26 protein-coding genes are annotated in these 26,412 nt (G+C 65.9%); 15 read left to right on the forward strand and 11 right to left on the reverse strand.

The annotated features are described in order from the left end of the window. Window positions 1-37: 37 nt before the first annotated feature. Genes pal through C2U31_RS08515 form a run of 7 tightly spaced genes read right to left on the reverse strand, consistent with a single transcriptional unit; the run spans window position 38 to window position 6,389 of the window. Complete coding sequence (gene pal, locus C2U31_RS08485) at window positions 38-535, reverse strand: peptidoglycan-associated lipoprotein Pal (protein ID WP_103272450.1); 498 nt, start codon at window positions 533-535, stop codon at window positions 38-40. Window positions 536-566: 31 nt separating this feature from the next. Next, window positions 567-1,886 carry a Tol-Pal system beta propeller repeat protein TolB gene (gene tolB / locus C2U31_RS08490; RefSeq protein WP_103276312.1) on the reverse strand — a complete coding sequence of 440 codons (1,320 nt, stop codon included), beginning with the start codon at window positions 1,884-1,886 and terminating at the stop codon, window positions 567-569. A gap of 20 nt (window positions 1,887-1,906) precedes the next feature. Next, window positions 1,907-2,995 carry a cell envelope integrity protein TolA gene (tolA, locus tag C2U31_RS08495; RefSeq protein ID WP_103272451.1) on the reverse strand — a complete coding sequence of 363 codons (1,089 nt, stop codon included), beginning with the start codon at window positions 2,993-2,995 and terminating at the stop codon, window positions 1,907-1,909. A gap of 39 nt (window positions 2,996-3,034) precedes the next feature. Beyond that, complete coding sequence (locus tag C2U31_RS08500; protein WP_006388741.1) at window positions 3,035-3,493, reverse strand: ExbD/TolR family protein; 459 nt, start codon at window positions 3,491-3,493, stop codon at window positions 3,035-3,037. Continuing rightward, the gene (gene tolQ, locus C2U31_RS08505) at window positions 3,493-4,176 is read right to left on the reverse strand and encodes a protein TolQ (protein ID WP_103272452.1); all 684 of its coding nucleotides are present in this window, start codon (window positions 4,174-4,176) and stop codon (window positions 3,493-3,495) included. Before tolQ ends, C2U31_RS08500 begins: the two co-directional genes overlap by 1 nt. Window positions 4,177-4,178: 2 nt before the next feature. Then, the gene (gene ybgC, locus C2U31_RS08510; protein ID WP_103272453.1) at window positions 4,179-4,601 is read right to left on the reverse strand and encodes a tol-pal system-associated acyl-CoA thioesterase; all 423 of its coding nucleotides are present in this window, start codon (window positions 4,599-4,601) and stop codon (window positions 4,179-4,181) included. A gap of 57 nt (window positions 4,602-4,658) precedes the next feature. Continuing rightward, complete coding sequence (locus C2U31_RS08515) at window positions 4,659-6,389, reverse strand: proline--tRNA ligase (protein WP_103272454.1); 1,731 nt, start codon at window positions 6,387-6,389, stop codon at window positions 4,659-4,661. A gap of 65 nt (window positions 6,390-6,454) precedes the next feature. On the opposite strand from C2U31_RS08515, the gene C2U31_RS08520 reads away from it, so the two are divergent. The 14 genes from C2U31_RS08520 (at window position 6,455) to C2U31_RS08585 (ending at window position 20,142) form a co-directional block, all read left to right on the forward strand. Continuing rightward, a complete protein-coding gene (locus C2U31_RS08520; RefSeq protein WP_103272455.1) occupies window positions 6,455-7,027 on the forward strand; it encodes an RNA pyrophosphohydrolase in 573 nt (190 codons plus the stop codon). After that, window positions 7,008-7,697 (forward strand): response regulator, encoded by a 690-nt coding sequence (locus C2U31_RS08525; RefSeq protein WP_103272456.1) that lies wholly within the window; start codon window positions 7,008-7,010, stop codon window positions 7,695-7,697. The genes C2U31_RS08520 and C2U31_RS08525 overlap by 20 nt, the downstream gene beginning before the upstream one ends. Before the next feature lie 170 nt (window positions 7,698-7,867). Continuing rightward, on the forward strand, window positions 7,868-8,932 hold the full coding sequence (locus C2U31_RS08530) for an extracellular solute-binding protein (protein ID WP_103272457.1): 1,065 nt from the start codon (window positions 7,868-7,870) through the stop codon (window positions 8,930-8,932). A 67-nt stretch (window positions 8,933-8,999) separates the two neighbouring features. Then, window positions 9,000-10,139, forward strand: a complete 1,140-nt coding sequence (locus C2U31_RS08535; protein ID WP_199770971.1) for an ABC transporter ATP-binding protein — start codon at window positions 9,000-9,002, stop codon at window positions 10,137-10,139. Continuing rightward, complete coding sequence (locus C2U31_RS08540; RefSeq protein WP_103272458.1) at window positions 10,136-11,014, forward strand: ABC transporter permease; 879 nt, start codon at window positions 10,136-10,138, stop codon at window positions 11,012-11,014. The genes C2U31_RS08535 and C2U31_RS08540 overlap by 4 nt, the downstream gene beginning before the upstream one ends. A gap of 14 nt (window positions 11,015-11,028) precedes the next feature. Continuing rightward, the gene (locus C2U31_RS08545; protein WP_103272459.1) at window positions 11,029-11,820 is read left to right on the forward strand and encodes an ABC transporter permease; all 792 of its coding nucleotides are present in this window, start codon (window positions 11,029-11,031) and stop codon (window positions 11,818-11,820) included. A gap of 42 nt (window positions 11,821-11,862) precedes the next feature. After that, window positions 11,863-12,597: an HpcH/HpaI aldolase/citrate lyase family protein gene (locus C2U31_RS08550; protein ID WP_103272460.1), complete on the forward strand. Its 735-nt coding sequence runs from the start codon at window positions 11,863-11,865 to the stop codon at window positions 12,595-12,597. Window positions 12,598-12,630: 33 nt separating this feature from the next. After that, entirely contained in the window at window positions 12,631-13,452 is an 822-nt protein-coding gene (locus C2U31_RS08555; protein ID WP_103272461.1) for a carbon-nitrogen hydrolase family protein, read from the forward strand. Window positions 13,453-13,462: 10 nt separating this feature from the next. Beyond that, a complete protein-coding gene (locus C2U31_RS08560; RefSeq protein WP_103272462.1) occupies window positions 13,463-14,137 on the forward strand; it encodes an RraA family protein in 675 nt (224 codons plus the stop codon). 118 nt (window positions 14,138-14,255) lie between these two features. Then, window positions 14,256-15,203: a LysR family transcriptional regulator gene (locus C2U31_RS08565; protein WP_103272463.1), complete on the forward strand. Its 948-nt coding sequence runs from the start codon at window positions 14,256-14,258 to the stop codon at window positions 15,201-15,203. A 170-nt stretch (window positions 15,204-15,373) separates the two neighbouring features. Continuing rightward, on the forward strand, window positions 15,374-16,879 hold the full coding sequence (locus C2U31_RS08570) for a sensor histidine kinase (RefSeq protein WP_103276314.1): 1,506 nt from the start codon (window positions 15,374-15,376) through the stop codon (window positions 16,877-16,879). A gap of 203 nt (window positions 16,880-17,082) precedes the next feature. Then, complete coding sequence (locus tag C2U31_RS08575; RefSeq protein ID WP_103272464.1) at window positions 17,083-17,562, forward strand: tripartite tricarboxylate transporter TctB family protein; 480 nt, start codon at window positions 17,083-17,085, stop codon at window positions 17,560-17,562. Between the two features lie 6 nt (window positions 17,563-17,568). After that, window positions 17,569-19,092 (forward strand): tripartite tricarboxylate transporter permease, encoded by a 1,524-nt coding sequence (locus tag C2U31_RS08580; RefSeq protein WP_103272465.1) that lies wholly within the window; start codon window positions 17,569-17,571, stop codon window positions 19,090-19,092. Between the two features lie 120 nt (window positions 19,093-19,212). After that, window positions 19,213-20,142, forward strand: a complete 930-nt coding sequence (locus C2U31_RS08585) for a glyoxylate/hydroxypyruvate reductase A (protein WP_103272466.1) — start codon at window positions 19,213-19,215, stop codon at window positions 20,140-20,142. Window positions 20,143-20,265: 123 nt separating this feature from the next. Here the strand turns inward: C2U31_RS08585 and C2U31_RS08590 are convergent, their stop codons facing one another. Then, window positions 20,266-21,207 carry a LysR family transcriptional regulator gene (locus tag C2U31_RS08590; RefSeq protein WP_103272467.1) on the reverse strand — a complete coding sequence of 314 codons (942 nt, stop codon included), beginning with the start codon at window positions 21,205-21,207 and terminating at the stop codon, window positions 20,266-20,268. Window positions 21,208-21,411: 204 nt separating this feature from the next. On the opposite strand from C2U31_RS08590, the gene C2U31_RS08595 reads away from it, so the two are divergent. After that, on the forward strand, window positions 21,412-22,044 hold the full coding sequence (locus C2U31_RS08595) for an FMN-dependent NADH-azoreductase (RefSeq protein WP_103272468.1): 633 nt from the start codon (window positions 21,412-21,414) through the stop codon (window positions 22,042-22,044). Between the two features lie 117 nt (window positions 22,045-22,161). Here the strand turns inward: C2U31_RS08595 and C2U31_RS08600 are convergent, their stop codons facing one another. The 3 genes from C2U31_RS08600 to C2U31_RS08610 all read right to left on the reverse strand — a co-directional run bounded on the left by C2U31_RS08600 (window position 22,162) and on the right by C2U31_RS08610 (window position 26,410). Further along, window positions 22,162-23,067, reverse strand: a complete 906-nt coding sequence (locus tag C2U31_RS08600; RefSeq protein WP_103272469.1) for an NAD(P)-dependent oxidoreductase — start codon at window positions 23,065-23,067, stop codon at window positions 22,162-22,164. 52 nt (window positions 23,068-23,119) lie between these two features. Continuing rightward, window positions 23,120-24,724, reverse strand: a complete 1,605-nt coding sequence (locus C2U31_RS08605; protein ID WP_103272470.1) for a gamma-glutamyltransferase family protein — start codon at window positions 24,722-24,724, stop codon at window positions 23,120-23,122. Window positions 24,725-24,904: 180 nt separating this feature from the next. Then, window positions 24,905-26,410, reverse strand: coding sequence for a tripartite tricarboxylate transporter permease (locus C2U31_RS08610; RefSeq protein WP_103272471.1), 1,506 nt, complete (start codon window positions 26,408-26,410; stop codon window positions 24,905-24,907). Window positions 26,411-26,412 lie beyond the last annotated feature (2 nt).

Here is a 26,412-nt window from a genome sequence, read left to right on the forward strand (position 1 = left end):
CCCGACGCGTCGTGGGGCAATCGACTATACGAAAAGCTTAGCGCTGATAAACGATATCGGCGCGGCGGTTTTCCGCGAAGTCAGCTTCCGACGTGCCACTCGCCTTCGGCTTTTCCTTGCCGAAGCTGATGGTTTCGATCTGGTTGTCGCTGACGCCCAGCAGGGTCATCATGCGACGAACCGCGTCGGCACGGCGCTGGCCCAGGGCCAGGTTGTATTCGGCGCCGCCGCGCTCGTCGGTGTTGCCTTCGATCTTGATGCGTTGCTGCTGGTGCGAGGCCAGGTAACGGGCATGGGTTTCCACCAGGCTGCGGTACTGGTCCGACACCGAGTAGCTGTCGAAGTCAAAGTATACCGAGCGCTGTTGCGCCAGGATGCTTTGGGGGTTGAAGGGATCAAGGATCTGGCCAGAGGCCTGTCCTTGGCCAGCGCCTCCGCCCTGACCCGCTTTATCGTCGAGAGGGACGGAGCTGCAAGCTGCCAGGGTGGCGGCCAGAGCGGCGATGGTTAGGCTTTTGGCAATGCGCGACTTCATGATAGTTCCTTTGCAAAGAGAGTCACACGTGTTATCGGGTAAATGGGCCCCAAGTCGGTTCACGTATTTCCCCATTCAGTACCGAAAGCGTCTGCCGTACGCGGCCATCGCTCGACACACCCGCAAGCACGCTACGGCCGTTCTGCACGGCGGCGTAGAGGACTTGCATGCCATTCGGCGCGAAGCTCGGAGACTGATCGTCACGACCATCAGTCAGCAAGGATTCGGAGCCTGAGGACAGGTTCAACGAGGCGATTCGAAACGCGCCGTCGCGTCTTGCAACGTACAGCAACGTCGATCCATCGGGGGAAATTCGGGGTGAGATGTTGTAACCACCATTAAACGTGAGGCGGCGAGCATCGCCACCGTCCAGGCCGGTCTGATAGATTTGCGGCCCGCCGCTGCGGTCACTGGTAAAGATAATGGAACGGCCGTCTGGCGTAAAGCTCGGCTCGGTGTCAATCCCGGGAGAACGCGTAACTCGGCGCATATTCGAGCCGCCGGCCGCGCTGACGATGTAAATTTGCGACAACCCGTCGCGCGTCAGCGCCACGGCCAGCTGGGTGCCGTCGGGCGACCAGCCCGGGGCGCTGTTGTTGCCCTTGAAGTTGGCCACGGGCACGCGGGCGCTGGTGGCCAGGGTGTGCACATACACGACCGGCTTGCCGGATTCGAAGCTCACATAGGCCAGCTTCGAACCATCGGGCGACCAGGAGGGCGAGATGATCGGCTCGCGCGAGCGCAGCGCGACCTGGGGATTCTGGCCGTCGGCGTCGGCGACCTGCAGTTCGTAGGTCGGACCCTGCTTGAGCACGTAGGCGATGCGGGTGGAGAACACGCCGCGCACGCCGGTGATCTTTTCGTAGATGCGGTCGGCGATCTGGTGGGCGACGCGGCGCAGTTCCTGTTCGGTGCCCGAGAACGCCACGCCGTCCAGCTGACCCTTCTTGACCGTGTCGGCCAGGCGGTAGCGCACGTCGTAGCGCCCGTCGGCGCCGCGCACGATGCTGCCATAGGCCAGGAAGTCGGCGCCCTTCGAGCGCCAGTCGTCGTGCGAGATGGCCGAATCGACGTTCAGGCCGGCGCCGGCGGCGCTGATCAGGCGGAACTGGCCCGTGCGGGTCAGGTCGGCGCGGATCACCTCGGCCAGGGCGCGACCGTGGGCATCGTCCACGGCGAAATCGGCGATGGCCACCGGGTATTGGGTGGCGCCGGTGCCGGAAATGTCGACGCGCAGTTGCGCGTGGGCCGGCCGGGCGGCCAGCAGGCTGGCGAACGCCAGCAGCAGCGCCAGTCCGTACGTTCGCCAGAACGCAAGGAGGGGGGCGCTTCGGCTATGGGCGGGAGTCATGATCAGCAATCTCCTGTCTATTAGTACATGCTGTACTCACCGTAGATACTCGGTTCGTAGCGGCCATTCGAAGGTTTCGGGAAGGGGTTGCAGCGGCGTATGCCGGCTTCGATCGCGCGGTCGAACGCCGGGATGCCCGAAGAGCGGGTAATCGTAACTGCGGTGACCTTGCCGTCAGAAGTATTCAACTTTACTTGGTATTCGGCCGTGGGGTTCTCCGCGCCGCTGCGGGGAGGCGTCGGATAAGCCACGCCCGGCTGCACGCAGGCACGGACCTTGGCGCCATAGCCCGCGTCGCGGCCGCCGGATCCGCCGGTCTGGTTGCGGTCGGCGGTGCCGCCCGGGATGCCGGCCGCGCCGAGCGCGTCGTTGCGGAAAGCGTCCTTGAGGGCCTTGTCGGCGGCCGCCTTTTTGGCGGCCTCTTCCTTGGCCTTCTTCTCGGCGGCGGCCTTCTCGGCGGCGACCTTTTCAGCCGCGGCCTTTTCGGCGGCCGCCTTCTCGGCAGCAGCCTTTTCGGCGGCGGCCTTCTTGGCGGCGTCTTCCTTGGCCTTCTTCTCGGCGGCGACCTTTTCGGCCGCGGCCTTTTCCGCAGCGGCCTTCTCGGCGGCAGCCTTGTCAGCGGCCTGGCGTTCCTGCTCCAGGCGCTTCTTTTCCTTCAGCTCGGCCTGCTTGCGCTCTTCCTCCAGGCGCGCCTTCTCCTTGGCGGCCTCGGCGGCTTCGCGCGCCTTTTCCTCTTCCTCACGCTTCTTCTTGGCTTGCTGCAGCGCGATCTCAGGGTCGACTTCCGACTTGGGCGGCTGGACCTTGGGTTCGGGCGGAGGCGGGGGAGGATCCGGCTGCTTCTGCGGCTCGGGTTCCGGTTGCGGCTTGGGCTGAGGCTGGGGTTTGGGCGGTTCGGGCGTGGGCGGCGGCGAAACGGGCGAATTGCCGTTCGCCCAGAGCTGCACTTCCACCGGGCCGGGCGTTTCCGTGCGCCAGTTCAGGTTGAAGATCAACACGGCCAGCAGCAGCGCGTGCACCAACAAGGCCAGAAGCAGGGCTTTCCGGTTGTCAGTGTTGGGCGGCGTGGCCGGGGGGCCGCTGCGGTGTCGAATGATGGGTGGCGTCATGGGCGTTGCATGCCGGCGAGCCGGCGGGAGAGCGTCGCGTTAGCGTTTCTTCGCGGGAGCGGGCTGGTTGCCGCCGGCGGACTGGTCCACCAGCAGGCCCAGGCGGGTGATGCCGTTGGTGCGCAGCTCGTCCATGACCTTCACGACCGTCTCGTAGGGCACCTTGCCATCGGCGGCGATGACCACCGGGGTTTCCGCGGTGATGCGCGAACGCACCTGCGCCACCAGCTCGGGCCGGGCGATGTCCTGCATCGTCGCGCCGGGCTCGCGCATGCGCAGCGCGATCTTGCCGTCTTCGGAGATCTGCACTTCCAGCGGCTTGACCGGCACGTCGGAGGCGGCGCCGACCGACGGCAGCTGGATCAGGCCCGGCGTGATCAGGGGCGCGGTCACCATGAAGATGACCAGCAGCACCAGCATCACGTCGATGTAGGGCACCACGTTGATGTCGGCCTTCATGCGGCGGCCGGACCTGCCGCGCGAGCTTACCGAGGGCATTAGCGCACCTGCCGTTGCAGAATGTTCAGGAACTCGTCGACGAAGCTGTCGAAGCGGATCGACAGACGGTCGATGTCATTGGTGAAGCGGTTATAGGCGACCACGGCTGGGATGGCCGCGAACAGGCCGATGGCGGTGGCGATCAGCGCCTCGGCGATGCCGGGGGCGACCGAGGCCAGCGTGGCCTGCTGCATGTTCGACAGGCCGATGAAGGCGTGCATGATGCCCCAGACCGTGCCGAGCAGGCCGATGTACGGCGACACCGAGCCGGCCGAGGCCAGGAAGTTCAGGTGCGATTCCAGCGAGTCCATTTCGCGCTGGTAGGCGGCGCGCATGGCGCGGCGCGGGCCGTCCAGCAGGGCGGTGGCGTCGCCGCCGGAACCGCCGCCGCGGCGGGCTTTCAGGAATTCGGTCATGCCGGCGTCGAAGATGCGGGCCAGGGCGCCTTGCTCGTCGCGGCGCGAGGCCACGGCCTGCTGCAGCATGGACAGGTCGCCGCCGGACCAGAAGTCATCCTCGAAGCGGCGAGTTTGGGAGTCGGCGCGCTTGATGGCCAGGCGCTTGGCGAAGATGTAGGTCCAGGACATGATCGAGATGCCCAGGAGCATCAGCATGATCAGCTGGACCGGCACGCTGGCGTGCGAAATCAGCGAAAGCAACGACATGTCGTTGGTGGCTTGCATGGTTATTCCTGAATTGATCCCAGTTTGGCGCGTAGGTCGGCCGGCAGTTCCGCCGGCCGCATTTGAACGGCATCGACACAGCAGACTTGGATGTTGCCTTCGGCAAGCAGTTCCCCGTCGCGTTCCGCGCGCTGCGCGAAGTGTATCGAAGCGCGGCCCAGTCGTGTGACTCGGCTGCGTATGGTAAGCAAGTCATCCAGCCGGGCCGGCTTGCGGTAGGCCATGTCCAGCGCCTTGACGACGAACAGCCGCTGCTCCGAGACAGCCAGGCCGGACTGGTTGATTCCCAGATCGCGCAGCCACTCGGTGCGGGCGCGTTCGAGGAATTTCAAGTAGTTGGCGTAGAAAACCACTCCTCCAGCGTCCGTGTCTTCGTAGTAGACGCGGACCTGGAAGAGGGATTCTGGGGACTTCGGATCGGTCACGATGCGGATAGGGGCGTTGCGTATTCGGGACGCGAAAAGTCCGTAGTAACTATAGGGTTAGAGCGTGTCCAGCTTTGCCAGCACTTGCTCAAGCGCGGACTGTACCGGAATCTTGACCGCTTCGGTTTCCCGACGGGCCTGCAATTCCACCACACCGTCGTTCAGACCGCGTTCTCCAACTGTTACGCGCAGCGGCGCGCCGATCAGTTCCCACTCGGCGAACATGACGCCGGGACGGGCGTCGCGGTCGTCCAGGATGACGTCCACGCCGCGCGCCAGCAGCGATTCGTAGAGCTTCTGTGCGGTGTCACGCACCGTTTCACTTTTACCCCAGCCGACCGGGCAGATCACCACTTCGAAGGGGGCGATGGCGCGCGGCCAGATGATGCCGCGGGCGTCGTGGTTCTGCTCGATGGCGGCGCCCACGATGCGGGTCACGCCGATGCCGTAGCAGCCCATTTCCAGCGTGGCGGGCTTGCCGGTCTCGTCCAGGAACGTGGCCTTGAGGGCCTCGGAGTACTTCTTGCCCAGATAGAAGACGTGTCCGACTTCGATGCCGCGCATGATGGAAAGCGTGCCCTTGCCGTCCGGCGAGGGGTCGCCGGCGACCACGTTGCGCAGGTCGGCGACCTGCTCGGGCTCGGGCAGGTCGCGGCCCCAGTTCACGCCCTGGATGTGGAAGTCTTCCTTGTTGGCGCCGCAGACGAAATCCGCCATGTGGGCGACCGTGCGGTCGGCCACGACGCGGACCGGCCTGGCGGTGCCGACCGGGCCCAGATAGCCGGGCTTGCAGCCGAAATGCTCGACGATCTCGCTTTCGGTGGCGAAGCGGAAGCCCGCCAGGCCGGGCAGCTTGCCGGCCTTGATCTCGTTCAGCTCGTGGTCGCCGCGCAGCATCAGCAGCCAGATCTGGACCTGGCCCTTGTCGCCTTCGGTGGCCAGGACGATGGATTTGACGGTCTGTTCCAGCGGGATGCCGAGCAGCTTGGCCACGTCCTCGCACTTGGCGGCGCCGGGGGTGGCCACTTCGGCCATGGGCTGGCGGGCCTCGCCGCGCACCGGGTACAGGTTGGGCGCCTCGGCCAGCTCGATGTTGGCGGCGTATTCGGAGTCGCTGTTGTAGACCAGCAGGTCCTCGCCGGTTTCGGCGATGACCTGGAATTCATGGCTGCGGGTGCCGCCGATGGAGCCGGTATCGGCCGCGACGGCGCGGAACTCCAGGCCCAGGCGGCTGAAGATGCGCATGTAGGCGGCGTACATCGTGTCGTAGCTGCGCTGGGCGCCGGCTTCGTCGCGGTCGAAGGAGTAGGCGTCCTTCATGGTGAATTCGCGGCCGCGCATCAGGCCAAAGCGGGGGCGGCGCTCGTCCCGGAACTTGGTCTGGATGTGATAGAAGTTGACCGGCAGCTGGCGGTAGCTGTGGATCTCGTTGCGCGCGATGTCGGTGATGACTTCCTCGGACGTGGGCTGCAGCACGAAATCGCGCTGGTGACGGTCCTTGATGCGCAGCAGTTCGGCGCCGTACTGCTCCCAGCGGCCCGATTCCTGCCAGAGTTCGGCCGGCTGGACCACCGGCATCAGCAGCTCCAGGGCGCCGGCGGCGTTCATTTCGTCACGGACGATGGCCTCGATCTTGCGGATGACCTTCAGCCCCAGGGGCATGTAGGTGTAGATGCCTCCGGCTAGCTTGCGGATCATGCCGGCCCGCGTCATCAGCTGATGGCTGGCGACTTCGGCTTCGGAGGGGGCTTCTTTGAGGGTATTGAGATGGTAGGTAGATGCGCGCATGGTTAAAGGTGGCTGCAGATACGTATAATCGACTGTAATTGTATTGAATTCGGTGGGGGTGGCCCATGCTTGATCGCGAAGGCTACCGCCCCAATGTCGGCATCATTCTCGTCAATGGCAGGAACGAGGTCTTTTGGGGCAAGCGGATCAGGGAACATGCCTGGCAGTTCCCTCAGGGTGGCATCAAGTACGGCGAAAGCCCGGTGCAGGCCATGTATCGCGAGCTCCATGAAGAGGTGGGCTTGAAGCCCGAGCATGTCCGTATTTTGGGGCGTACACGAGACTGGTTACGTTATAACGTGCCAGATCATTTCGTCCGGCGTGAGTGGCGGGGCCACTATAAAGGACAAAAGCAGATTTGGTTCCTGCTGCGCCTGATCGGACGCGACAGCGACGTATGCCTGCGCGCGACGCAGCATCCCGAATTCGACGCCTGGCGCTGGAGCCAGTATTGGGTGCCGCTGGACGCCGTCATCGAGTTCAAGCGCGATGTCTATACCCAGGCGTTGAACGAGCTATCTGCCATACTCTTCCGGCGTCATCACGAAACCCGCTACCTGCGCCAGCGCGTGCATGGCCAGCGGGCGGCTGAGAACTTGCCCGAAGGAACGGACGGTCATGCGCATATTGTTGGTTGAAGACGAACGGGACATGGCGTCCTGGCTGATGCGCGCGCTCGCCCAGAGCGGCTTCGTGCCCGACCACGCAGCGGATGCCCGCAGCGCCGAAGCCTTCATGGCCGGCAACGAGTACGACGCCATCGTCATGGATCTGCGTCTGCCGGACAAGCACGGCCTGGTGGTGTTGCGCGAAATGCGCAACCGCGACGACCGCACGCCGGTGCTGCTATTGACCGCCCAGGGCGCGCTGCAGGACCGCGTGCGCGGCCTGAACCTGGGCGCCGACGACTTCCTGACCAAGCCCTTCGCCCTGGAAGAACTGGAAGCCCGCCTGACCGCCCTGGTGCGGCGCAGCCGCGGTCGCCAGCATCCCCGACTGCAATGCGGTTCGCTGTCCTACGACAGCGAAAGCCGCGCCTTCACGCTGGACGGCTCCCTGCTGTTCCTGACCCCGCGCGAGCACGCCGCCCTGGCGGCGTTGCTGACCCGCAGCGGTTATCCGGTGGACAAGTCGCAGCTGTTCGGCAAGGTTTTCACCCACGACAGCGAAGCGAACCCGGACGCCATCGAGGTGGTGCTGCACCGGCTGCGCAAGAAGCTGGCGGGCAGCGACGTGCGCATCGTCACGGTGCGCGGGCTGGGCTACATGCTGGAAAGCGTGGCTGCCGCGCCTGCCGAGGGTAACTGAGCGGCGGGCCGGCACGGCCCGCATCCCGCTTGCCCGGGATGACGCCCGCGTCCGGCGCCTAAAGTTTTTTCAAACAGGCGTACAGAATTCCCCGTTGGACCGGCCCGAAGGGCCTGTCCTATCTTTGTCTCCAAGCGAGGTCCCTACGGACCCGAACAAGGGGGGAGACAATGAAACGCTCATCTCGCGCGGCCGTCGCCGTATTCTGCCTGTCCGCCGCCGGCGCGCCGTGGGCACCGGCGCAAGCGGCCGAAATCACCCTCATGGGATACCGCGGCGCGTTCGAGCAGAACTACGTCAAGGCGGTGATCGAGCCGTTCATGAAGGCGCACCCGGACATCTCGGTGGTCTATGCCGGGGTTCAGAACGCCGCTGCCGCGCTGGGCAATCTGCGCGCGCAAAAGAGCTCACCGCAGGCCAATGCCGTCATCATCGACCTGTCGGTCGCCAAGATCGCCCGCGATGAGGGGCTGCTGGCCGAGCTGGACCTTGCCCGCATTCCCGCCTATGGCGATCTGGCGGATCTGGGCAAGGACCTGGGCCCCGCGGCGATTCCGCTGACATACGACACGCTGACCCTTATCTACGACCGCGACGCCTTCGTCGAAGCGCCCACCAGCTGGAACGCCTTCTGGGATCCGAAGCAGCGAGGCAAGGTGACGATTCCCGCTCAAGGCGGCGGCGACATCCAGGCCATACTCCTGACCATCATCGCCAACCGCATGGCGGGCGAGCGCGACTACAAGAAAACGATCCAGCCCGGCGTGGACAAGCTGGTCAAGCTCGCGCCCGCGGTGCAGACCTGGGAGCCCAAGCCCGACGCCTACACGCTGGTGGCCAATGGCACGTCCACGCTGTCGATCGGCTACAACGCCCGTTCCCAGTACTACTACGACCAGACGGAAGGCCGTCTCCGGTCCATCAGCCCGAAAGAGGGCTCGGCCTCGCAGATCAACGTGATCGGCGCGATCGCCAATGCGGCTGAACCGGCCGCCACGCTTGCCTTCATCCAATACGCAATCAGCCCCGAGGCGCAGGAGAGTTTCGCCAGGACCATGTTCTATGCGCCGACCAATACACGGGCCGAGGTCGACGAGGCGACCCGCGCCCGCATTCCGATGATGGATCCGGAACAGCGCGCCAGGCTCATCCCGGTGGATTGGATGAGCATCGGCGACATGCGGGAAAGCATGCTGCGGCCCTGGCGCCGCCAGATCATTCCCGCCAGCCGCTGAGCGATCCGTTCGCGGCCCCCACGGTCGGCGCACTTTTCTTCCGTTTTCCCTGACAGGACGAGCAAGCATGCAAATGGCGGACATGGACGCGTGGACGACGCGCGAGGCGGCCGGCACGGACGCTGGCGAACCAGCCTATCTTCTGCTTGACGGCGTGACCAAGCGCTATTCAGGCCAGCAGGCGGCGGTCGACGACCTGCATCTGGCCCTGCCGCGCGGCAAGCTGCTGGGCCTGCTCGGCCCGTCCGGCTGTGGCAAGACGACGACCCTGCGCATGATCGCGGGCCTGTTGTCCGTGACGTCCGGGCATATCCGGGTGAGCGGCGACGATATTTCGAACAAGCCGCCGCACCAGCGCGATATCGGCCTGGTCTTCCAGAACTATGCCTTGTTCCCGCACATGTCGGCGGCGCAGAACGTCGCCTTCGGCCTGGAAATGCGCGGCGTGGGCAAGGCGGAAATCCAGGCGCGCGTGGACGAGGCGCTGGAGATGGTGCGCTTGCCGGGATATGGCTCGCGCAGGCCCAGGGAAATGTCCGGCGGGCAGCAGCAGCGGGTGGCGCTGGCTCGCGCGCTGGTCATCCGGCCTCGCATCCTGCTGCTTGATGAGCCCTTGTCCAACCTCGACGCCAAGCTGCGCGACGAGATGCGGCTCGAGATCCGCGACATCCAGCAGCGGCTCGGCATCACCACGGTATTCGTGACGCACGATCAGGTCGAGGCCTTGACCATGTGCGATGTCGTGGGCGTGATGGCCGGCGGCAGGCTGGCGCAGCTGGGCACGCCCCAGGATATCTACGAGCGGCCCGCCACGCTGTTCGTCGCCGATTTCGTCGGCCGCACCAACGTGTTGGACGGCCAGATCGAGGCGGACGGCGCGGTGCGCCTGGGCGCGGGCCTGTATCGCTGCGATACACGCGGCCTGCGGCGCGGCAAGGCCAAGATCGTGATCCGGCCGCATCGCATTCATGTGACCAGCGACAGGGACCGGTCGCTGGTCAGCGTGGTCACCAACAGCGCCCATGGAAGCGTGCGACGCGTAACCTATATCGGAGATGTGGTGCAGTACGGCATCGATATCGGCGTCGCCGAACTGAAGGCGGAGGTCCATACCGCCAGCGGAGGCCATACGGTGGCCGCGGGCGACAAGGTGCTGTGCGAATGGAAGCCGCAGGACATGATCGTCTTCGAAGGTGGCGCACCATGAGCACGCTTGCCGGGACGCTCGCGCGCCGCGCGGGGCAGCCCCGTTTCGCCGTCCTCGCGCTGGCCTTGCTGGCGCCGATGGCCGTCGTCAACCTGGCGGTCTTCCTGTGGCCCGTGTTCCGGCTGGGCCAGATTTCCTTCTTGGAAAGCCGCGCCGGCGTGCTGACAGGCGAGTATTCGCTGGCCAGCTACGCCGGCTTCCTGACCGACCGCTTCAGCCTGGAGCTGCTGGGAAACTCCCTGTTCCTGTCGCTGCTGGTGACCTTCATCACACTGTGTTGCGCGTATCCGATCGCGTTGTTCCTGCATCGGCTGCCTCCCGCCCGGCGCAATCTCCTGTTCGTCATCACGGTATCGCCGCTGCTGGTCAGCGCCGTCGTCAGGACATACGGCTGGATGGTCATCCTGGGCGATCAGGGCCTGGTCAACAGCCTGTTGCTGTCGACCGGGCTGATTTCGGCGCCGCTGCGGCTGGTGAACGGCTGGATCGGCGTGACCGTCGGCCTGGTCGAGGTGCTGATTCCCTATATGGCGCTGTCGCTCATTTCCGGTTTCGGCCGGCTTGATGCGCACCTGGAGGAAGCCGCCGCGTCGCTGGGCGCCAATGCGTGGCGGCGATTCTTCCGGGTGGTGTTTCCGCTGACCATGCCGGGCGTTGCGCTGGGCTGCCTGTTGTGCTTCGTACTGTCCATGTCCTCGTTCATCACGCCCAAGCTGCTTGGCGGCGGCCGGGTGTTCCTGCTGGCCACCGAAATCTATGACCTGGCGGTCATCCAGCTGGAATGGCCCAGGGCTGCCGCCACGTCGGTCGTTGTGCTGCTGTTGTTCGGCATTGCTCTGGCCTGCTACACACGCATCGCGCGCCGCGCCGAGTGAGAAGGAGAGCGCCCATGATTGGCAAGATCACCGTCCCCTTCCGTGTGCTGGTCCTGTGCCTGTATCTGTTCCTGCTCGGGCCGATGCTGATCGTCGTGCCGCTGTCTTTCAGCAACGATAGCTACCTGGTCTTTCCGCCGCAGAGCTGGGGCGTGCGCTGGTACGAGGCGATGTTCAGCCACGACAAGCTGCTGCAGGCCTTTCGGGTCAGTCTTGGCATAGCCGCGGTGGTGACGGCGCTGTCGCTGGCCGTGGGCGTGCCGGCGGCCTATGCCGTGCGCCGCTGGCGCTTTCCGGGGCGCGACGCGCTGCTGAGCCTGTTCACCGCGCCGTTGCTGCTGCCGTCCATCGTGCTGGGCCTGGCCATCCTTCTTGTGTTCGCCAACGCCGGGTTGCTGGGGACCTATACCGGGCTGATCGCGGCTCACCTGGTCGTCACCACGCCTTATGTCATGCGCATCATGACCACCGCGTTCGCCACGCTGCCGCCGTCGGTGGAAGAGGCGGCGGCCATGCTGGGCGCGGCGCCGCTGACGGTGTTCCGTCGCGTCACCTTGCCGCTGCTGGCGCCGGGCTTCGTCGCCAGCGCAGCGCTGTCCTTTTTGATCTCGTTCGATGAGGTCGTGATTTCGCTCTTCATCACCGGACCGCGCTTGAAGACGCTGCCTGTCGAGATTTTCGACTACGTGGAAAGCAGGACGGATCCGATGACCGCCGCCGTCTCGGTCATGCTCATCGTCGCCACGCTGTTCGTCGTGTTCCTTGTCGAGCGCACGCTGGGCATGTCCCGGGCGCTTGGCAAATGAACGTCATTCTTCACCGGCCCTTTCAATGGAGCAGCAGTCCAAATGGAAAACATCGCGTTGTGGATGTCGCAGCCGCATCATGGCTACCTTGAGATCGCCCGGACGCTGGGCGTGAAGTCGCTGATCCTGGAACTGGAACACGGCACTTTCGACCTGTCGACGCTGGATCAGTTCCTGGCGTTCACCCGGGCCCTGGACATGCCGGTCCTGACCAAGATCCTTGCGCCGAATGCCGAATCCATCCAGCAGGCGCTCGATTTCGGATCTGACGGCGTGATCGTGCCGCATCTGCTGGGCGTGGAGCATGCCCGCGCCGTGACGCGCGCCGCCAAGTATCCCCTGCTGGGCGTGCGTTCCTACACCGGCGGCCGGGTCTTTGGCTATGCGCGGCCGGCCGGCGATGCCTTCGACAGGGAGAATGTCCGCAGCAAGTGCTACGCCATGATCGAGACCGCGGAAAGCCTGGCGGATGTAGAACGGATCATCGCGCTGGATACGGTGGACGGACTGTTTCCTGGCCCATCCGACCTGGCGCTGGCGCGTGGGCGAGGCGCCTACGCGTTCAACGACGCAGACAGGGCCGACCTGCGACGCATCGCCGAGGCAGCGCGTGATGCGGGCAAGCCTTGGGTCATGCCCGCCTGGACCGCGGCCGAGCGCCAGTTCGCGCGGGAAGAGGGCGCATCCCTGCTGGTGATCGCGACCCAGACGATGACCGTGCGCGCGGGTATCGCCAGCATCATCGACGCCGTCATGCGGGAAAGCGTCGCCGCTTGATCCAAGCCCCGCCGATCAGACAGGAGCACAGCAATGAAAGTCAGCCTGGTGCAAACCAATCCGCAACCGAACCGCGCGCTCAACCTGGAGCAGACGCGCGCCCTGATGGAAGAGGCGTGCCGCACGGAAGACCCGGATCTCATCGTTCTGCCGGAATATTTCGAGGCCTATGGCATCTCCACCACCGAAAAACTGGCCATGGCCGAACCAGCCGGCGCCGCCGCCTACCGGATGGCCAGTGATTTCGCCTGCGAGCATCGCGTGTTCGTCCATGCCGGCACCATCATGGAGAAAGTCGAGCATGAGCCGCGCATCTGGAACACGTCCTTTGTGTTCGACCGGGAGGGACGCGAAGTCGCGGCCTATCGCAAGATCCACATGTTCGACATCGTCGCGCCGGACGGCTCGGTCTACCGGGAGTCGGACAGCGTCAAGCCGGGCGGGGAGATCGTGACCTATGACATCGACGGTCTGAGGGTTGGCTGCGCCATCTGCTACGACATACGCTTCGCGGAACTTTTCCTGCGCCTGGCCAAGGCAGGTTGTGACGTCATCGTGCTGCCGGCCGCATTCACGCTGCAGACGGGCAAGGATCATTGGGAGGTGCTGGCCAGGGCGCGCGCCATCGAGACGCAGGCCTATTTCATCGCCTGCGGCCAGACCGGCGCGGTGACGGTCGACGGTGAGCGGCGCGCCTGCTATGGGCATTCGCTGGTGTGCGATCCCTGGGGCCATACCATCGCGCGCGCCTCCGACGGCGTGGGCCTGGTCAGCGCCCGGATCGACAGGCGCCAGATCGCGCGCGTGCGCGGCCTGATCCCGATGGCGCAACACCGCCGCCTCGCTTGCGGCTAAGGAGACCGGCATGTACACCATACGCGACATGCCCGAGCCGGTGCCGGCCGAGTTGCTGACTCTGCTGGCCGGCGTGGAGACCGCCACGGTTGGACATTGGCGCCTGCAGGGGTTCATGCACCGCGCGATCCAGCCGCTGCTGCCCGGCGGTCGCCGCGTCGTGGGAACGGCGGTGACGCTGGCCATCGCCGGTCCGGATTCGACGCTGCTGCATCATGCGGCGGGGCTGCTGCGGCCGGGAGACATCCTGGTGGTCGATCGCCTGGGAGACGACAAATATGCGTGCTGGGGCGGCGGCGTCACCGTGGCGGTCAAGGCGACGGGCGCCGTCGCCGGCATCGTCGACGGGCCTTGCACCGATCTGGCCGAAATCATTGCGTCCGATTTTCCGATCTGGGCGCGCGGCCTTGCGCCCATCACTACGCGCCTTTACGACCTGGGCGGCGGCATGAACGTGCCGGTGAGTTGCGGCGGCGCCGTGGTCATGCCTGGCGACGCGGTCCTGGCGGACGAAAGTGGCGTGCTGGTGATCCCGCGCGATGAGGTGCTGGCAGTGGCCGAGCGGGCGCTCGCGATGCAGGATACCGGCAAGGCGCGCGAGGCCTCGGTCAGGGACGCAGGCGCGAGGCTGGGCGAGCTGTCCGGCGCCAGCGCCAAGGTGCTGGCCGGTCTGGGGAAAGGTTGACGCGCGCGGTGAGCGGGTGTTTGTCCTCTTGTACGCGGGTCCGATTGCCTATACAAAAACACGGTGTGTGGCATGAGGACGGCTCTGATCCTATCGGTTCGCGGGATGCCGGAATTGCATGAATATCCGTTTTCTCGAAACGATGATCTGGCTGTCCGAGTTGAAGAACTTCCGTGCCACGGCGGAACGCATGAACCTGACGCCGGCGGCGATCTCCAACCGCATCGCCGTCATGGAGCAGGAACTGGGCATCCGGCTCTTCGAGCGCGACGTGCGCGAAGTCCGCCTGACCCAGGAGGGCCTGCTGTTCGTGGAGGGCGCGCGCGATATCGTCGCGCGCTATGGCAGCCTGCTGACGGCGGTCCGGCCGGCCGCGACGGTCGAGGACACGGTGCGGATCGGCCTGGTGCCCAGCATGGCGTTTACCTTGCTGGCGGGCATCATGGAGCTGCTGCGCAGCAAATTCCCGCATATCCGCGTTGCCATCACCACGGACACTTCCGGCCCGCTGGCCGAGCGCCTGGAGCGGCGCGAGCTCGATGTGGTGCTGGGCCTGCCGGGGCCGAGGCGTGAACAGTACCGCGTACTGGACCTGTGCACGTTCGGCATGTTCTGGATCGCGCATGGCGGACTGGCGATCAGCGAGCAGGCGCTGGGCAGGGACGACCTGCAGAGCCATCCCATCATTTCCTACGAGATCGGGATGTACAACCACGGCCGCCTGGTGCAATACCTGTCCGAAAGCGGTTTCGAGCGTTCGCTGGTCCACTACTCCAATTCGCTGGCCACCACGGTCTGCATGATCACGGCCGGAATCGGCATCTCGGTGCTGCCGCCCATCGTCATCCAGAACGAACTGCGCAGTGGCGCGCTGCGGGTGCTGAATGTCAGGCCGGCCTTTCCGCCGACCAGCTATTGCGCCTACTACCTGGAAAGCCCGTCCTCCCGCCTTGCGCCACTGATCGCGTCCATTGCCCATGAGGTCGCGACCCAATTCTGTTCGCTGTACGACGACGCGCTGGTCTGTCAGCAGGGCAATGCCGTAGGTCTCGGGCCGCTGGCCTGAACTCCCCTGATGGCGCATGCGGGCGCGCCGGGGAGGGGAGCTGGTGCCATAATTGCGCTTTACGCCGCATGGCGGGCTTTCGTTGCAACAGCAGGCCGGTGGTGAGAGAACCCATATCCGACTCCGACGCATCCGATGGCGCGGGCGCGCGCCCATCCCGACCGCCGCGCATCGGCATCCGGGCGTTGCTCATCATCCTGCTGTTGCCAGGCGTGATCGCGCTGCTGGTCATCGACAGCCTGTACGACTACCGCACGCTGGCGGCGATCACCAACGAGGCCTATGACAGCGCCCTGGTGGAGCCCGCCCGGGTGCTGGAAAGCAGCCTGGAGTTCACGCCCGAGGGCAATCTGCAGGTGGCCACGCCGCTTTACGCGCAGGTCATGCTGGAATCCCGCGCCGGCCTGCGCAAGTATTTCCGCATCGAGGAAATCAATCCACCGCTGCCCGACGGCGCGCCGGTGCCCACGGAGCAAGGCAAGACCTTGCTGGGCATGCCCGAGATGCCGCGCCCGCCCGAATGGCCGCGTTCGAATGGCCTGCCCATTTTCTACGACAGCGTGTACCGCAACGATCCCGTGCGCGTGGTGGCGGTGGTGCGTGACCTGTACTACCAGGGCATGCACCGGCAGGTGCTGGTGATGGTGGCGGAAAGCACGGGCAAGCGCATCGAGGCCGAGAGCAACGCGCAGCGCCAGGAAATCCTGCGCGATGCGCGCATGCTGGCGCTGGTGGCGCTGCTGGTCTGGTGGGGCGTGTCCTGGGCGCTCAAGCCGCTGCGCCGGCTGCGCGCCGACATCCGCGGCCGCCGTCCGGATGACCTGACGCCGCTGGACGCGGCGCGCGTGCCGAGCGAAGTGGCGCCGCTGGTCGATGCCGTCAATCATCACATCGCGCGCTATCGGCGGGTGCTGGACGAGCAGTCGCAGTTCCTGGCCGACGCCTCTCACCAGCTGCGCACGCCGCTGGCGATCATGCTGACCCAGGCGCAATACGCGCTGCGCGAGCGCGATCCGGCGCGCGCGCAGGAAGGCCTGCGGGCCATTGTGGGCCAGCTGGGGCGCACGCGCCGCCTGACGGAACAGCTGCTGTCGTTGGCGCACGCCAACCAGGCCGAGTCGCTGCCGCGTCAGTTGCTGGACATGAACGACGTATCGCGTGAAGTGGTGCTGAAGTATCTGCCGCTGGCGCACGAAAAGCAGCAGGATCTGGGCTGGAGCTGCGCCGAAGCCGAGGACGGCGTGGATACGTCGTTGCCTGTGTCCGGCAGCGAGGCCGAGCTGCACGAGGCCCTGTCCAACCTGGTTCACAACGCGATCCACTACGCGCCTGCCGGCGCGCGCATCACGGTCTCGGTCGGCAGGGCTGACGGACGCGTCGAAGTCGCAGTGTCCGACAATGGGCCGGGGCTGGATCCGGAGCTGCGCGCGCGCGCCTTCGCGCGTTTCGAGCGTGTCGGCACGGACCGGCCGGAGGCCGCATCGTCGGGTTCGGGCCTGGGCCTGGCGATCGCGCGGGCCTATGCGCGCCGCAACGACGGCGACATCGAGCTGCGCGATGGAGAGCCCAATGGCCAGGGAGGCGTCGGCCTGGCATCGGTGCTGTGGCTGCCGCTGGCGCCGACGGTGTCGCCGTACCCCCGCACCGTAGAGATCGAACTCAAGGGCGATCAGTAGTCTCTTCCTGCTTTTTTCCTTCAGCTTTCAATGGGCTGGCTTCCGTGCTCAGGGATTACCCCTGGATTCAGGGGCGCGACAGCGCAGGGAAAGCGGATTCGCAGCTTGCTTGCGTAACCTGACTTCCAGCCTGCAGCAATGGGCTGGGCGCCGCGCATTCCGGGCGGCGTCTCAAGGACCGGCACGGGTCCTGCTTGAGGAGGATGGAAGTGCAGAAAACAATCAACAGAAAAGACTATTACGGCGGCGCCCTGATGGTCTTGATCGGACTGGGGGCGATCTACGGCGGCAGTGACTATCACATCGGCACGCTGAGCCACATGGGTCCGGGATTTTTTCCCGCCGCGTTGGGTGGCCTGCTCGCACTGACGGGCGTGCTGATCGCCGTATCCGCGCGTTCTGGCCAGGCTTCGGAGCCTGTGCCGGGCGAAGCCCACAGTCATAGCCTGCCCGACTTGCGCGGCAGCGTCTGCATCCTGCTGGGCATCTTGGCGTTCCTGGGCCTGGGCCACTACGGCGGCCTGCTGCCGGCGACCTTCGCCATCGTCTTCATTTCCGCGCTGGGCGACCGCAACAACACGGTCAAGCAGGCCCTGGTGCTCGCGTTGGGCATGTCCGTGGTCGCGGTCGTGGTCTTCTGGTGGGCGCTGCAACTGCAGCTGCCGCTCTTTCGCTGGGGTTGACGCGCCATGATCTCGCAATCCTTGATGGATCTCTGGTACGGCTTCGGCGTCGCCTTCCAGTGGCACAACCTGATGTGGTCGTTCTTCGGCGTGCTGGTGGGCAACCTCATCGGTGTGCTGCCCGGCATGGGTGCCCTGTCGGCGATCTCGATCCTGCTGCCGCTCACCTATGTGATGCAGCCGGTGCCGGCCATCCTGATGCTGGCCGGCATCTTCTACGGTTCGCAGTATGGCGGCGCCATCGGCGCGATCCTGCTGAACCTGCCTTCGCACCCGCCGCACGCGGTCACCTGCCTGGACGGTTATCCACTGACCAAGCAGGGCAAGGGCGGCACCGCGCTGGGCATCACCATGATCTGCTCGTTCTTCGCGGCGTCGGTGGGCATCATCGTCATGATCTTCGCCTCGCCGCTGTTAGTGGAGGTGGCGTTCAAGTTCGGGCCGACGGAGATCTTCTCCATCATGCTGCTGGGCCTGCTGGCTGGCGCCACGATGTCCCGAGGTTCGCCGCTGAAGGGCGTGGCGATGACGCTGTTCGGCCTGATGTGCGGCGTGGTCGGCACCGATGTGAACACCGGCACTATCCGCTTCTCGTTCGGCCTGCTGGACCTGTCTGACGGCCTGGAGCTGGTGGCGATCTCGATGGGCCTGTTCGGCGTGGCCGACTTCCTGATGAGCGTGAACCGCATGACCATCATCGGCAGCGGCGCCAAGCTGCGCCTGCGCGACATGCGGCCCAGCAAGCAAGAGCTCAAGACCGCATTCATGCCGATGGTGCGCGGCACGCTGGTCGGCACGCTGTTCGGCGCCATGCCGGGCACCGGCCCCACCATCACCACCTTCGTGGCCTATGCGCTGGAGCGCAAGATATCCAAGGCGCCAGAGAAATTCGGTACCGGCATGATCGCGGGCGTGGCCTCGCCCGAGGCGTCCTCGCACTCCAAGACGCAGGTGGATTTCATCCCCACCATGAGCCTGGGCATCCCCGGCGACGCGGTCATGGCGCTGATCCTGGGCGCGCTGCTGATCCAGGGCATCCAGCCCGGTCCACAGCTCATCACCGAGCATCCGGACATCTTCTGGGGGCTGATCGCCAGCTTCTGGGTCGGCAACGTGCTGCTGATGGTGTTGAACGTGCCGTTGATCGGCGTCTGGGTGAAACTGCTGCAGGTGCCTTACCGTTATCTGTTCCCGTCGGCCCTGTTCTTCATCGCGGTGGGCGTATTCAGCACTCAGAACAGCCTGTTCCAGATCTGGGAAGTGCTGGCGTTCGGGGTGATTGGCGCCGTGTTGATGACGCTGGAGTTCTCGGTGGCGCCCATCCTGCTGGGCTTCGTGCTCGGCCCGATGGTGGAAGAGAACTTCCGGCGCGCGCTGCTGCTGTCGCGCGGCGACCTGATGGTGTTCGTCCAGCGGCCGATCAGTGCCTGGTTCATCGGCGCCAGCGCCTTGCTGATCCTGCTGCAGGTCTGGGCCTTCCTGCGTCGTGGCAAGGCCAAGGACAAGCCCGAAGTCGCGTCCGCGGCCTGAAGCGGTTCGAGGCGGCTGGGAAGACGGCCCGGCGGATTGTTCCGCCGGGCCGTTTGATTTGTGCCGCGCCTTGCCGCATGCTTGCGCTTTCCCCCGTTGCTCAGCGCTGGACGATCCTTCATGCACATTCTCTTCGCTTGCCCGCTCCACGATCCCGATGCCTGGGTGCCGCGCCTGCAGGCTGCCATGCCCGGTTGCCGCATTTCCGTGTGGGACCCGGAAGGCCCGCCTTCCGGCGCCGAGGCCGCCCTGGTATGGCGTCCGCCAGCCGAGTTGTTCGCGCATGAACAGGGCATCCGGACGCTGTTCAACCTGGGCGCCGGCGTGGACGCGCTGCTCAAGATGAAAGAGATTCCGCCGCAAGTCAGCATTGTGCGGCTGGAAGATGCCGGCATGTCGGTGCAGATGGCGGAGTACGCGCTGTATGCGTTGCTGCGCGTGTCGCGTGATTTCCAGGCCTTCGACGAAGCCCAGGCGCGCCAGCATTGGGATACGCGCGAAGGCACGCGCCCGGCCGATTGGCCAGTGGGCGTGTTGGGACTGGGTCAGGTGGGCGCGCGCGTGGCGCAGACCTTGGCCGGGTTCGGCTATCCGGTGGCCGGCTGGTCGCGCACGCCCAGGGATCTGCCCGGCGTGCAATCCTACGCTGGCGAGCAGGCCTTGCCGGCGTTCCTGGCTCGCACCCGCTTCCTGGTGAACGTGCTGCCGCTGACGCCGGATACCGTGGGTATTCTCAACCGCGATACCTTGTCGCAACTGTTGCCGGACGCACATCTGGTCAACGTCGGCCGCGGCGACCACCTGGTCGAGGAAGACCTGGTCGAGATGCTGGAAGAGGGCGAGATCGCCGGCGCCACGCTGGACGTGTTCCGCACCGAACCCTTGCCGAAGGACCATCCTTTCTGGCGCGATCCCCGTGTTCATGTGACGCCGCACATCGCCGCGCGCACGTTGCGCGACGAGAGCATCGCCCAGATCGCGGCCAAGGTCGCGCAACTGATGCGTGGCGAGCCGATCAGCGGCGTGGTGGAGCGCAATCGCGGCTATTGATCGCCCACCCTCGAAGCGCCTTTGGCGCTTCCCCCTCAAGAGGGCATGCCTGCGGACCGGCAGGGCCGGATCCGCGCTATCCCGATGACGCGGCGCCCGCGTCAGGCGACAGGCCCGGTTTTCTTACGCTGCCGCCACCGCTGGCGACGGCGCGCGTTCCAGCCGTTGGTAGGTGGCGGGGATGCGTTGCGACAGAAAGTCCAGCAGCGTGCGCACGGCGGGCATCATCCCGCGCCGCGAGGGGTAGATGCAGTGCACGATGCCTTCGGGCGACTGCCATTGCGGCAGCACGGGCACCAGCTGGCCGCGGCGCAGCTCCTCTTGCGTGGCGATGGACGGCAGCAGCGCGATGCCACGCCCGCGCACCGCGGCCTCGACGAGCACGATGAAGTCGTTGCAGGACAGCTGGGGCTTGAGCTCGATGTGGACCTCTTCGCCTTTATCGTTGCGCAGCGGCCAGCGCACCTCGTGCTGCGGGTCGCTGAAGCTCAGCGTGGTGTGGGCGGCCAGGTCCTGGGGCGTGTCCGGCGCGCCGTGACGTTGCAGGTAGCCCGGGCTGGCGACCAGCGTGCCGCGCGCGGTGCCCAGGTGGCGCACCACCAGTTCGGCGTCCGTGTCGAGCTTGGTGCGGACCCGCAGCGCGAGGTCCACCCCTTCGCTGATCAGGTCGACGCGCCGGTTGGACACCAGCAGTTGCACCGAGATCGCGGGCCAGGCATCCAGGAATTCTGGCAGCAGCGGCGCCAGGATGTCCTGGGCGATGGACACGGGACAACTCACGACCACCGGCCCGGCGGGCTCGGATTGCAGCTGACGCATGGCGTCGTCGGCGGCGCGCGCCGACGCGGCCATTTCCTTGCAGTAGTGCAGATAACGCTCACCCGCCGCCGTCAGGCGCAGCCGCCGCGTGGTCCGCTGCAGCAGGCGCACGCCCAGGCTTTCCTCCAGATGTGAAATGCGCCGCGACAGGCGCGACTTGGGAATGTCCAGCGCCCTGGCCGCGGCGCTGAAACCGCCTTGCTCGACGACTTGGGAAAAGTAGTACAGGTCATTGAGATCTTGCATGATTGTTCTAAGTTTGGAACGAACAGTTCATGTTAACCGGGTTTATGTTGCTAATGATGCCCGCTACAGTGAGGCCATGTGTTCGGGATCTGCCACCGCCCGCCGGGCGGCGAGCCAGACCGGCCCAGGTCCTGCGTCGCAGGGCCTGCGCTTGCAGACCCTGGCGACCCGCGGCATGGCGGGGCAATTACGGAGATATTTGCAATGAAAACCCTGGTGATTCTTTCCTCGATTCTCGGCGACCGTTCCAGGAGCCGGCAATTGGCCGACCACATGGTCGCCCGCATCAAGCAGGCGGATCCGAGCGCATCCATCACGCTGCGCGACATCGGCGCCGAACCCATTCCCTACTTCGACGGCGCCACCGCCGGCGCGCTGTTCACGCCCGCCGAAGCCCGCAGCCTGGAGCAGCAACGCATCGTTGAGCTGAGCGACACGTTGGTGGCGGAACTGATGGCCGCGGATCGCATCGTGTTCGCCGTGCCTGTGTACAACTTCAATTTGCCGGCGCAGTTCAAAAGCTACCTGGACTACCTGGCCCGTGCTGGCGTCACGTTCCGTTATACGCCGGAAGGCGTGCCCGAAGGGCTGGTCAAGGGTAAGCAGGTGTTTGTGCTGACTTCCCGAGGCGGCAAGGCCGAAGGCACGCCGGCCGATACGATGACGCCCTATCTGCGCCAGATGCTGGCCTTCATGGGGATGACGGATGTTACGTTTATCGCGGCTGAAGGCTTGGCGATGGGCGAGCTGGCCGCGATGGAAGGGCTGGCCCTGGCCAAGCAGCGGATCGACGAGTCGATGCCGGGCGCGGTCCAGCCCGCCTTGCAGGCGGCTTGAGCGATGTCCGTCATGAAGCGTGCTGCCGGGTCCACGGGGCGTTCTTCCAGGTGCGATCGGCAATGAAAAAAGCGGGCCGCAGGCCCGCTTTCGCATGGACGCAGACGCGGCGCGGCGTCAGTCGCGCAGGCGCTTGATCAGGCTGGACGTATCCCAGCGGCCGCCGCCCATTTTCTGCACATCGCCGTAGAACTGGTCCACCAGCGCGGTCAAGGGCAACCGGGCGCCGTTGTTGCGCGCTTCGGCCAGTACCAGGCCCAGGTCCTTGCGCATCCAGTCCACCGCGAAGCCGAAGTCGAATTTATCGTCGACCATGGTGCCGCCACGGTTTTCCATCTGCCAGCTTTGCGCCGCGCCTTTGCTGATGACGTCCAGCACCAGCTTCATGTCGAGGTCGGCCGCCTGGCCGAAAGCCACGGCTTCCGAGAGGCCCTGCACGATGCCTGCGATGCAGATCTGGTTGACCATCTTGGCAAGCTGGCCGGCGCCGGGGGCTCCCACCCGCGTGACGGCGCGCCCGAAGGCCTGGGCCACCGGCTTGATGGCGTCGAAGACTGCCTGCTCGCCGCCGCACATGATGGTCAGCGCGCCATTCACGGCGCCGGCCTGGCCGCCGGAAACCGGCGCGTCGATGAAGTTCAGTCCCAGTTCCTTGGCTTGCACGTACAGCTCGCGGGCCACGTCCGCCGAGGCGGTGGTGTGGTCGACGAAGACCGCGCCCGGCGCCATGCCGGCGAACGCGCCGTCCGGGCCCAACACCACGCTGCGCAGGTCGTCGTCGTTGCCGACGCAGGCGAACACGATCTGGGCGCCCGCGACTGCTTCGCGCGGCGTGGCGGCATGGCGGCCGCCGAATTCGGAGGCCCAGGCCTGCGCCTTGGCGGGCGTGCGGTTATAGACGGTGACGTGGTGGCCGGCGCGCGCCAGATGGCCGGCCATGGGCAGGCCCATGACGCCCAGGCCGAGGAATGCGACTTTCTGAGCCACGACCGCGTCGTAGCTCTTGGTACCGATCGATGCCATGCAGGGAACTCCGGTTGTTTTCAACCGCAACGTTACCGCAATAGCGGGGCAATCAAAAGCCGGCGGCCAGCCCGTCGCGCCGGCTGTCGCTGGCGCTGACATAACCGTCCACGGCCGGGTCGCCCAGACGCCAGATGAACTGGCCGGAGCCGAAGTCCATGTAAGGGTCGTCCAATCCTTCCAGGACATGGCCACGCGCGCGCAGCCCTTCGGCCATGCTCGCGCCCAGGGCGGGCTCGACGTCCACGGTCAGACCGCTGTTCCATTTCCAGCGGGGCGCATCGCAGGCCGCCTGCGGCTGCTGGCCGTAGTCCAGCATGCGCACCAGGGTCTGCAACTGTCCCTGGGGTTGCATGTTGCCGCCCATGACGCCGAAGCTCATCACCGGCGCGCCGTCGCGCATCAGAAAGCCCGGGATGATGGTGTGGAAGGGCCGCTTGCCGCCGGCCACCACATTGGGATGCTCGGGGTCCAGGCCGAAACAGTAGCCGCGGTTCTGCAGGCTGACGCCGGTGCCCGGCACGACCACGCCCGAGCCGAAGCCCATGTAATTGGACTGGATGAAGCTCACCATCATGCCGCTGCGATCGGCGGCGGTGAGGTAGACCGTGCCGCCCTGGGGCGAATGGCCCGTGCCGTAGGCTTGGGCGATATTCGGATCGATGAGCCGCGCTCGCGAGGCCAGGTAGTCCGCCTGCAGCATCTGTTCAGGCGGCACCTGCATGTGCCGTGCGTCGGCCACGTGGGCGTAGACGTCGGCGAAGGCCAGCTTCATGGCCTCGATCATCAGGTGCTGCGTTTCCGGATGATCGATGGGGCGCGCGGCCAGGTCGAAATGCTGCAGGATGCCAAGCGCGATCAACGCCGCGATGCCTTGCCCGTTCGGAGGAATCTGGTGCAACGTGTGGCCGCGATAGGCCTGGCTGATGGGCGTAACCCATTCCGGCGCGTAGTCCCGCAGGTCCGCCAGGGTCAGCGCGGCCTCGTGCGCCTGCGCGTGGGCCACGAGTTTGTGGGCGGTCTCGCCCTCATAGAAATCCCGGCCCGCGCTGGCGGCGATGCGGCGCAGGGTCGCCGCGGCGCCTTGCAGCACGAAGTGCTCGCCGACCTGGGGAGCGCGACCGCGCGGCATGAAGTGCGCGGCAAAGCCGGGCTGGGGCTGCAGGATGTCGGCCTGCGCAGCCCATTTGCGTTGCACGACGGGTGTTACGGCATAGCCGCGCTCGGCATATTCGATGGCTGGCGCCAGCACGTCGCCGAAGGACAGCTTGCCCAGCTTGTCATGCAGCGCAGCCCAGCCGGCCACACAGCCCGGCACGGTCACGCTGTCCCAGCCCCGCATCGGAATCGCGCCCTGGTGCTTGCGGCGGAAGTAATCCAGGTTCCACGCGCCCGGCGCCGGGCCGGATGCATTCAGGCCATGCAACCGGGAACCGTCCCAGACGATGGCAAAGCAATCCGACCCTAGCCCGTTGCTGACAGGCTCGACGATGGCCAGCGTCGCGGCCGCGGCGATGGCGGCGTCCACCGCATTGCCGCCACTGGCCAGGACACGCAGCCCGGCCTGGGCGGCCAGGGGTTGCGAGGTGGCGACGACATTGCGGGCGAACACCGGAATCCGCGTGGTGGGATAGGGGTTGTTCCAGTCGAAATTCATGTCGAACGATCGCGTGGGGTAAACCCGTAGCTTAACGTAGAAGAAAACGGTTCTACGACAGTTTGTAGTTTGTTGTAGTTCTTGGTTGCTTTTAAAGGGTCAAATTTCGACGAAAAAAGCCCCCGGACGGGCCGGGGGCTCTTGTGCACAAGGACCGCCGCGAGGCGGCAGCGTCCTGCGTCAGTCTTCTTCGACGAACGTCTGTTCGCGCTTCTTGCGGATCGCGGGCAGGGCGACCAGGATCACCAGGAAGACCGCGATCGCCAGCAGCGAGGCCGACAGGGGGCGCGTGATGAAGGTGGTGAAGTCGCCGCGCGACAGCAGCAGGGCGCGGCGGAAGTTCTCTTCCATCATCGGGCCCAGCACCAGGCCGAGCAGCAGCGGCGCGCCTTCGCACTTCAACTTCGACCAGACGTAGCCCACGATGCCGAACATGGCGGTGGTGAACACGTCGAACGGGTTGTAGTTGAGGGAGTAGACGCCGATCGTGCAGAACACCAGGATGGCGGGGAACAGGATGCGGTAAGGCACCTTCAGCAGCTTGACCCACAGGCCGATCAGCGGCAGGTTCAGCACCACCAGCATCAGGTTGCCGATCCACATGGAGGCGATCAGGCCCCAGAACAGCTGCGGGTGGCTGGTCATGACCTGCGGACCCGGCTGGATGTTGTGAATCGTCATCGCGCCGACCATCAGCGCCATCACGGCGTTACCGGGGATGCCCAGCGTCAGCAGCGGGATGAACGAGGTCTGAGCGGCGGCATTGTTGGCCGATTCCGGGCCGGCCAGGCCGGCCGGATGGCCCTTGCCGAAGCGTTCCGGATTGCGCGAGATCTTCTTTTCCAGCGTGTACGACGCGAACGACGACAGCACGGCGCCACCGCCCGGCAGGATGCCCAGCGCAGAGCCCAGGGCCGTGCCGCGGAGCACCGCGGGATACGATTCCTTGAACTCCTGCTTGTTGGGGTACAGCGAGCCGATCTTGTCGGTGATGTCGACGCGGTTTTCCTTCTGCTCGAGGTTGGTCATGATTTCGGCGAAGCCGAACACGCCCATGGCCACGATGGCGAAGTCGATGCCGTCCTGCAGTTCCGGCACGCCGAAGTCGAAGCGGGCCACGCCCGAGTTGACGTCGGTGCCGACCATGCCCAGCAACAGGCCCAGGATGATCATGGCGATGGCCTTGGGCAGCGAGCCCGAGGCCAACACCACGGCGCCCACCAGGCCCAGGCACATCAGCGAGAAGTATTCGGCGGGACCGAACTTGAAGGCGACTTCGGCCAGCGGGGGCGCGAAGGCGGCCAGCAGCAGCGTGGCCACGCAGCCGGCGAAGAACGAACCCAGGGCGGCGATCGCCAGGGCGGCGCCGGCGCGGCCGTTACGGGCCATCTGGTGTCCGTCCAGCACGGTCACCACCGCGGAGGTTTCCCCAGGCAGCGCCACCAGGATGGCCGTGGTGGATCCGCCGTACTGGGCGCCGTAGTAAATGCCGGCCAGCATGATCAGGCCGGCCACCGGTGGCAGCACGTAGGTGATCGGCAGCAGCATTGCGATGGTCGGGACCGGGCCGATGCCCGGCAACACGCCGATCAGGGTGCCCAGGACGCAGCCCAGCAGCGCGTACAGCAGGTTCTCGGGCGTGAACGCGACCGTGAAACCCAGCATCAGGTTGTCAAACAATTCCATGG

Source organism: Achromobacter sp. AONIH1, from assembly GCF_002902905.1.
Classification (GTDB): Bacteria; Pseudomonadota; Gammaproteobacteria; order Burkholderiales; family Burkholderiaceae_B; genus Achromobacter.

What these genes read in the sequence shown, in the direction of transcription:
- pal (WP_103272450.1), bottom strand. Translation starts at nt 535, where the DNA reads ATGAAGTCGCGCATTGCCAAAAGCCTAACCATCGCCGCTCTGGCCGCC.
- tolB (WP_103276312.1), bottom strand. Translation starts at nt 1,886, where the DNA reads ATGACTCCCGCCCATAGCCGAAGCGCCCCCCTCCTTGCGTTCTGGCGA.
- tolA (WP_103272451.1), bottom strand. Translation starts at nt 2,995, where the DNA reads ATGACGCCACCCATCATTCGACACCGCAGCGGCCCCCCGGCCACGCCG.
- C2U31_RS08500 (WP_006388741.1), bottom strand. Translation starts at nt 3,493, where the DNA reads ATGCCCTCGGTAAGCTCGCGCGGCAGGTCCGGCCGCCGCATGAAGGCC.
- tolQ (WP_103272452.1), bottom strand. Translation starts at nt 4,176, where the DNA reads ATGCAAGCCACCAACGACATGTCGTTGCTTTCGCTGATTTCGCACGCC.
- C2U31_RS08515 (WP_103272454.1), bottom strand. Translation starts at nt 6,389, where the DNA reads ATGCGCGCATCTACCTACCATCTCAATACCCTCAAAGAAGCCCCCTCC.
- C2U31_RS08520 (WP_103272455.1), top strand. Translation starts at nt 6,455, where the DNA reads ATGCTTGATCGCGAAGGCTACCGCCCCAATGTCGGCATCATTCTCGTC.
- C2U31_RS08525 (WP_103272456.1), top strand. Translation starts at nt 7,008, where the DNA reads ATGCGCATATTGTTGGTTGAAGACGAACGGGACATGGCGTCCTGGCTG.
- C2U31_RS08530 (WP_103272457.1), top strand. Translation starts at nt 7,868, where the DNA reads ATGAAACGCTCATCTCGCGCGGCCGTCGCCGTATTCTGCCTGTCCGCC.
- C2U31_RS08535 (WP_199770971.1), top strand. Translation starts at nt 9,000, where the DNA reads ATGCAAATGGCGGACATGGACGCGTGGACGACGCGCGAGGCGGCCGGC.
- C2U31_RS08540 (WP_103272458.1), top strand. Translation starts at nt 10,136, where the DNA reads ATGAGCACGCTTGCCGGGACGCTCGCGCGCCGCGCGGGGCAGCCCCGT.
- C2U31_RS08545 (WP_103272459.1), top strand. Translation starts at nt 11,029, where the DNA reads ATGATTGGCAAGATCACCGTCCCCTTCCGTGTGCTGGTCCTGTGCCTG.
- C2U31_RS08550 (WP_103272460.1), top strand. Translation starts at nt 11,863, where the DNA reads ATGGAAAACATCGCGTTGTGGATGTCGCAGCCGCATCATGGCTACCTT.
- C2U31_RS08555 (WP_103272461.1), top strand. Translation starts at nt 12,631, where the DNA reads ATGAAAGTCAGCCTGGTGCAAACCAATCCGCAACCGAACCGCGCGCTC.
- C2U31_RS08560 (WP_103272462.1), top strand. Translation starts at nt 13,463, where the DNA reads ATGTACACCATACGCGACATGCCCGAGCCGGTGCCGGCCGAGTTGCTG.
- C2U31_RS08565 (WP_103272463.1), top strand. Translation starts at nt 14,256, where the DNA reads ATGAATATCCGTTTTCTCGAAACGATGATCTGGCTGTCCGAGTTGAAG.
- C2U31_RS08575 (WP_103272464.1), top strand. Translation starts at nt 17,083, where the DNA reads ATGGAAGTGCAGAAAACAATCAACAGAAAAGACTATTACGGCGGCGCC.
- C2U31_RS08580 (WP_103272465.1), top strand. Translation starts at nt 17,569, where the DNA reads ATGATCTCGCAATCCTTGATGGATCTCTGGTACGGCTTCGGCGTCGCC.
- C2U31_RS08585 (WP_103272466.1), top strand. Translation starts at nt 19,213, where the DNA reads ATGCACATTCTCTTCGCTTGCCCGCTCCACGATCCCGATGCCTGGGTG.
- C2U31_RS08590 (WP_103272467.1), bottom strand. Translation starts at nt 21,207, where the DNA reads ATGCAAGATCTCAATGACCTGTACTACTTTTCCCAAGTCGTCGAGCAA.
- C2U31_RS08595 (WP_103272468.1), top strand. Translation starts at nt 21,412, where the DNA reads ATGAAAACCCTGGTGATTCTTTCCTCGATTCTCGGCGACCGTTCCAGG.
- C2U31_RS08600 (WP_103272469.1), bottom strand. Translation starts at nt 23,067, where the DNA reads ATGGCATCGATCGGTACCAAGAGCTACGACGCGGTCGTGGCTCAGAAA.
- C2U31_RS08605 (WP_103272470.1), bottom strand. Translation starts at nt 24,724, where the DNA reads ATGAATTTCGACTGGAACAACCCCTATCCCACCACGCGGATTCCGGTG.
- C2U31_RS08610 (WP_103272471.1), bottom strand. Translation starts at nt 26,410, where the DNA reads ATGGAATTGTTTGACAACCTGATGCTGGGTTTCACGGTCGCGTTCACG.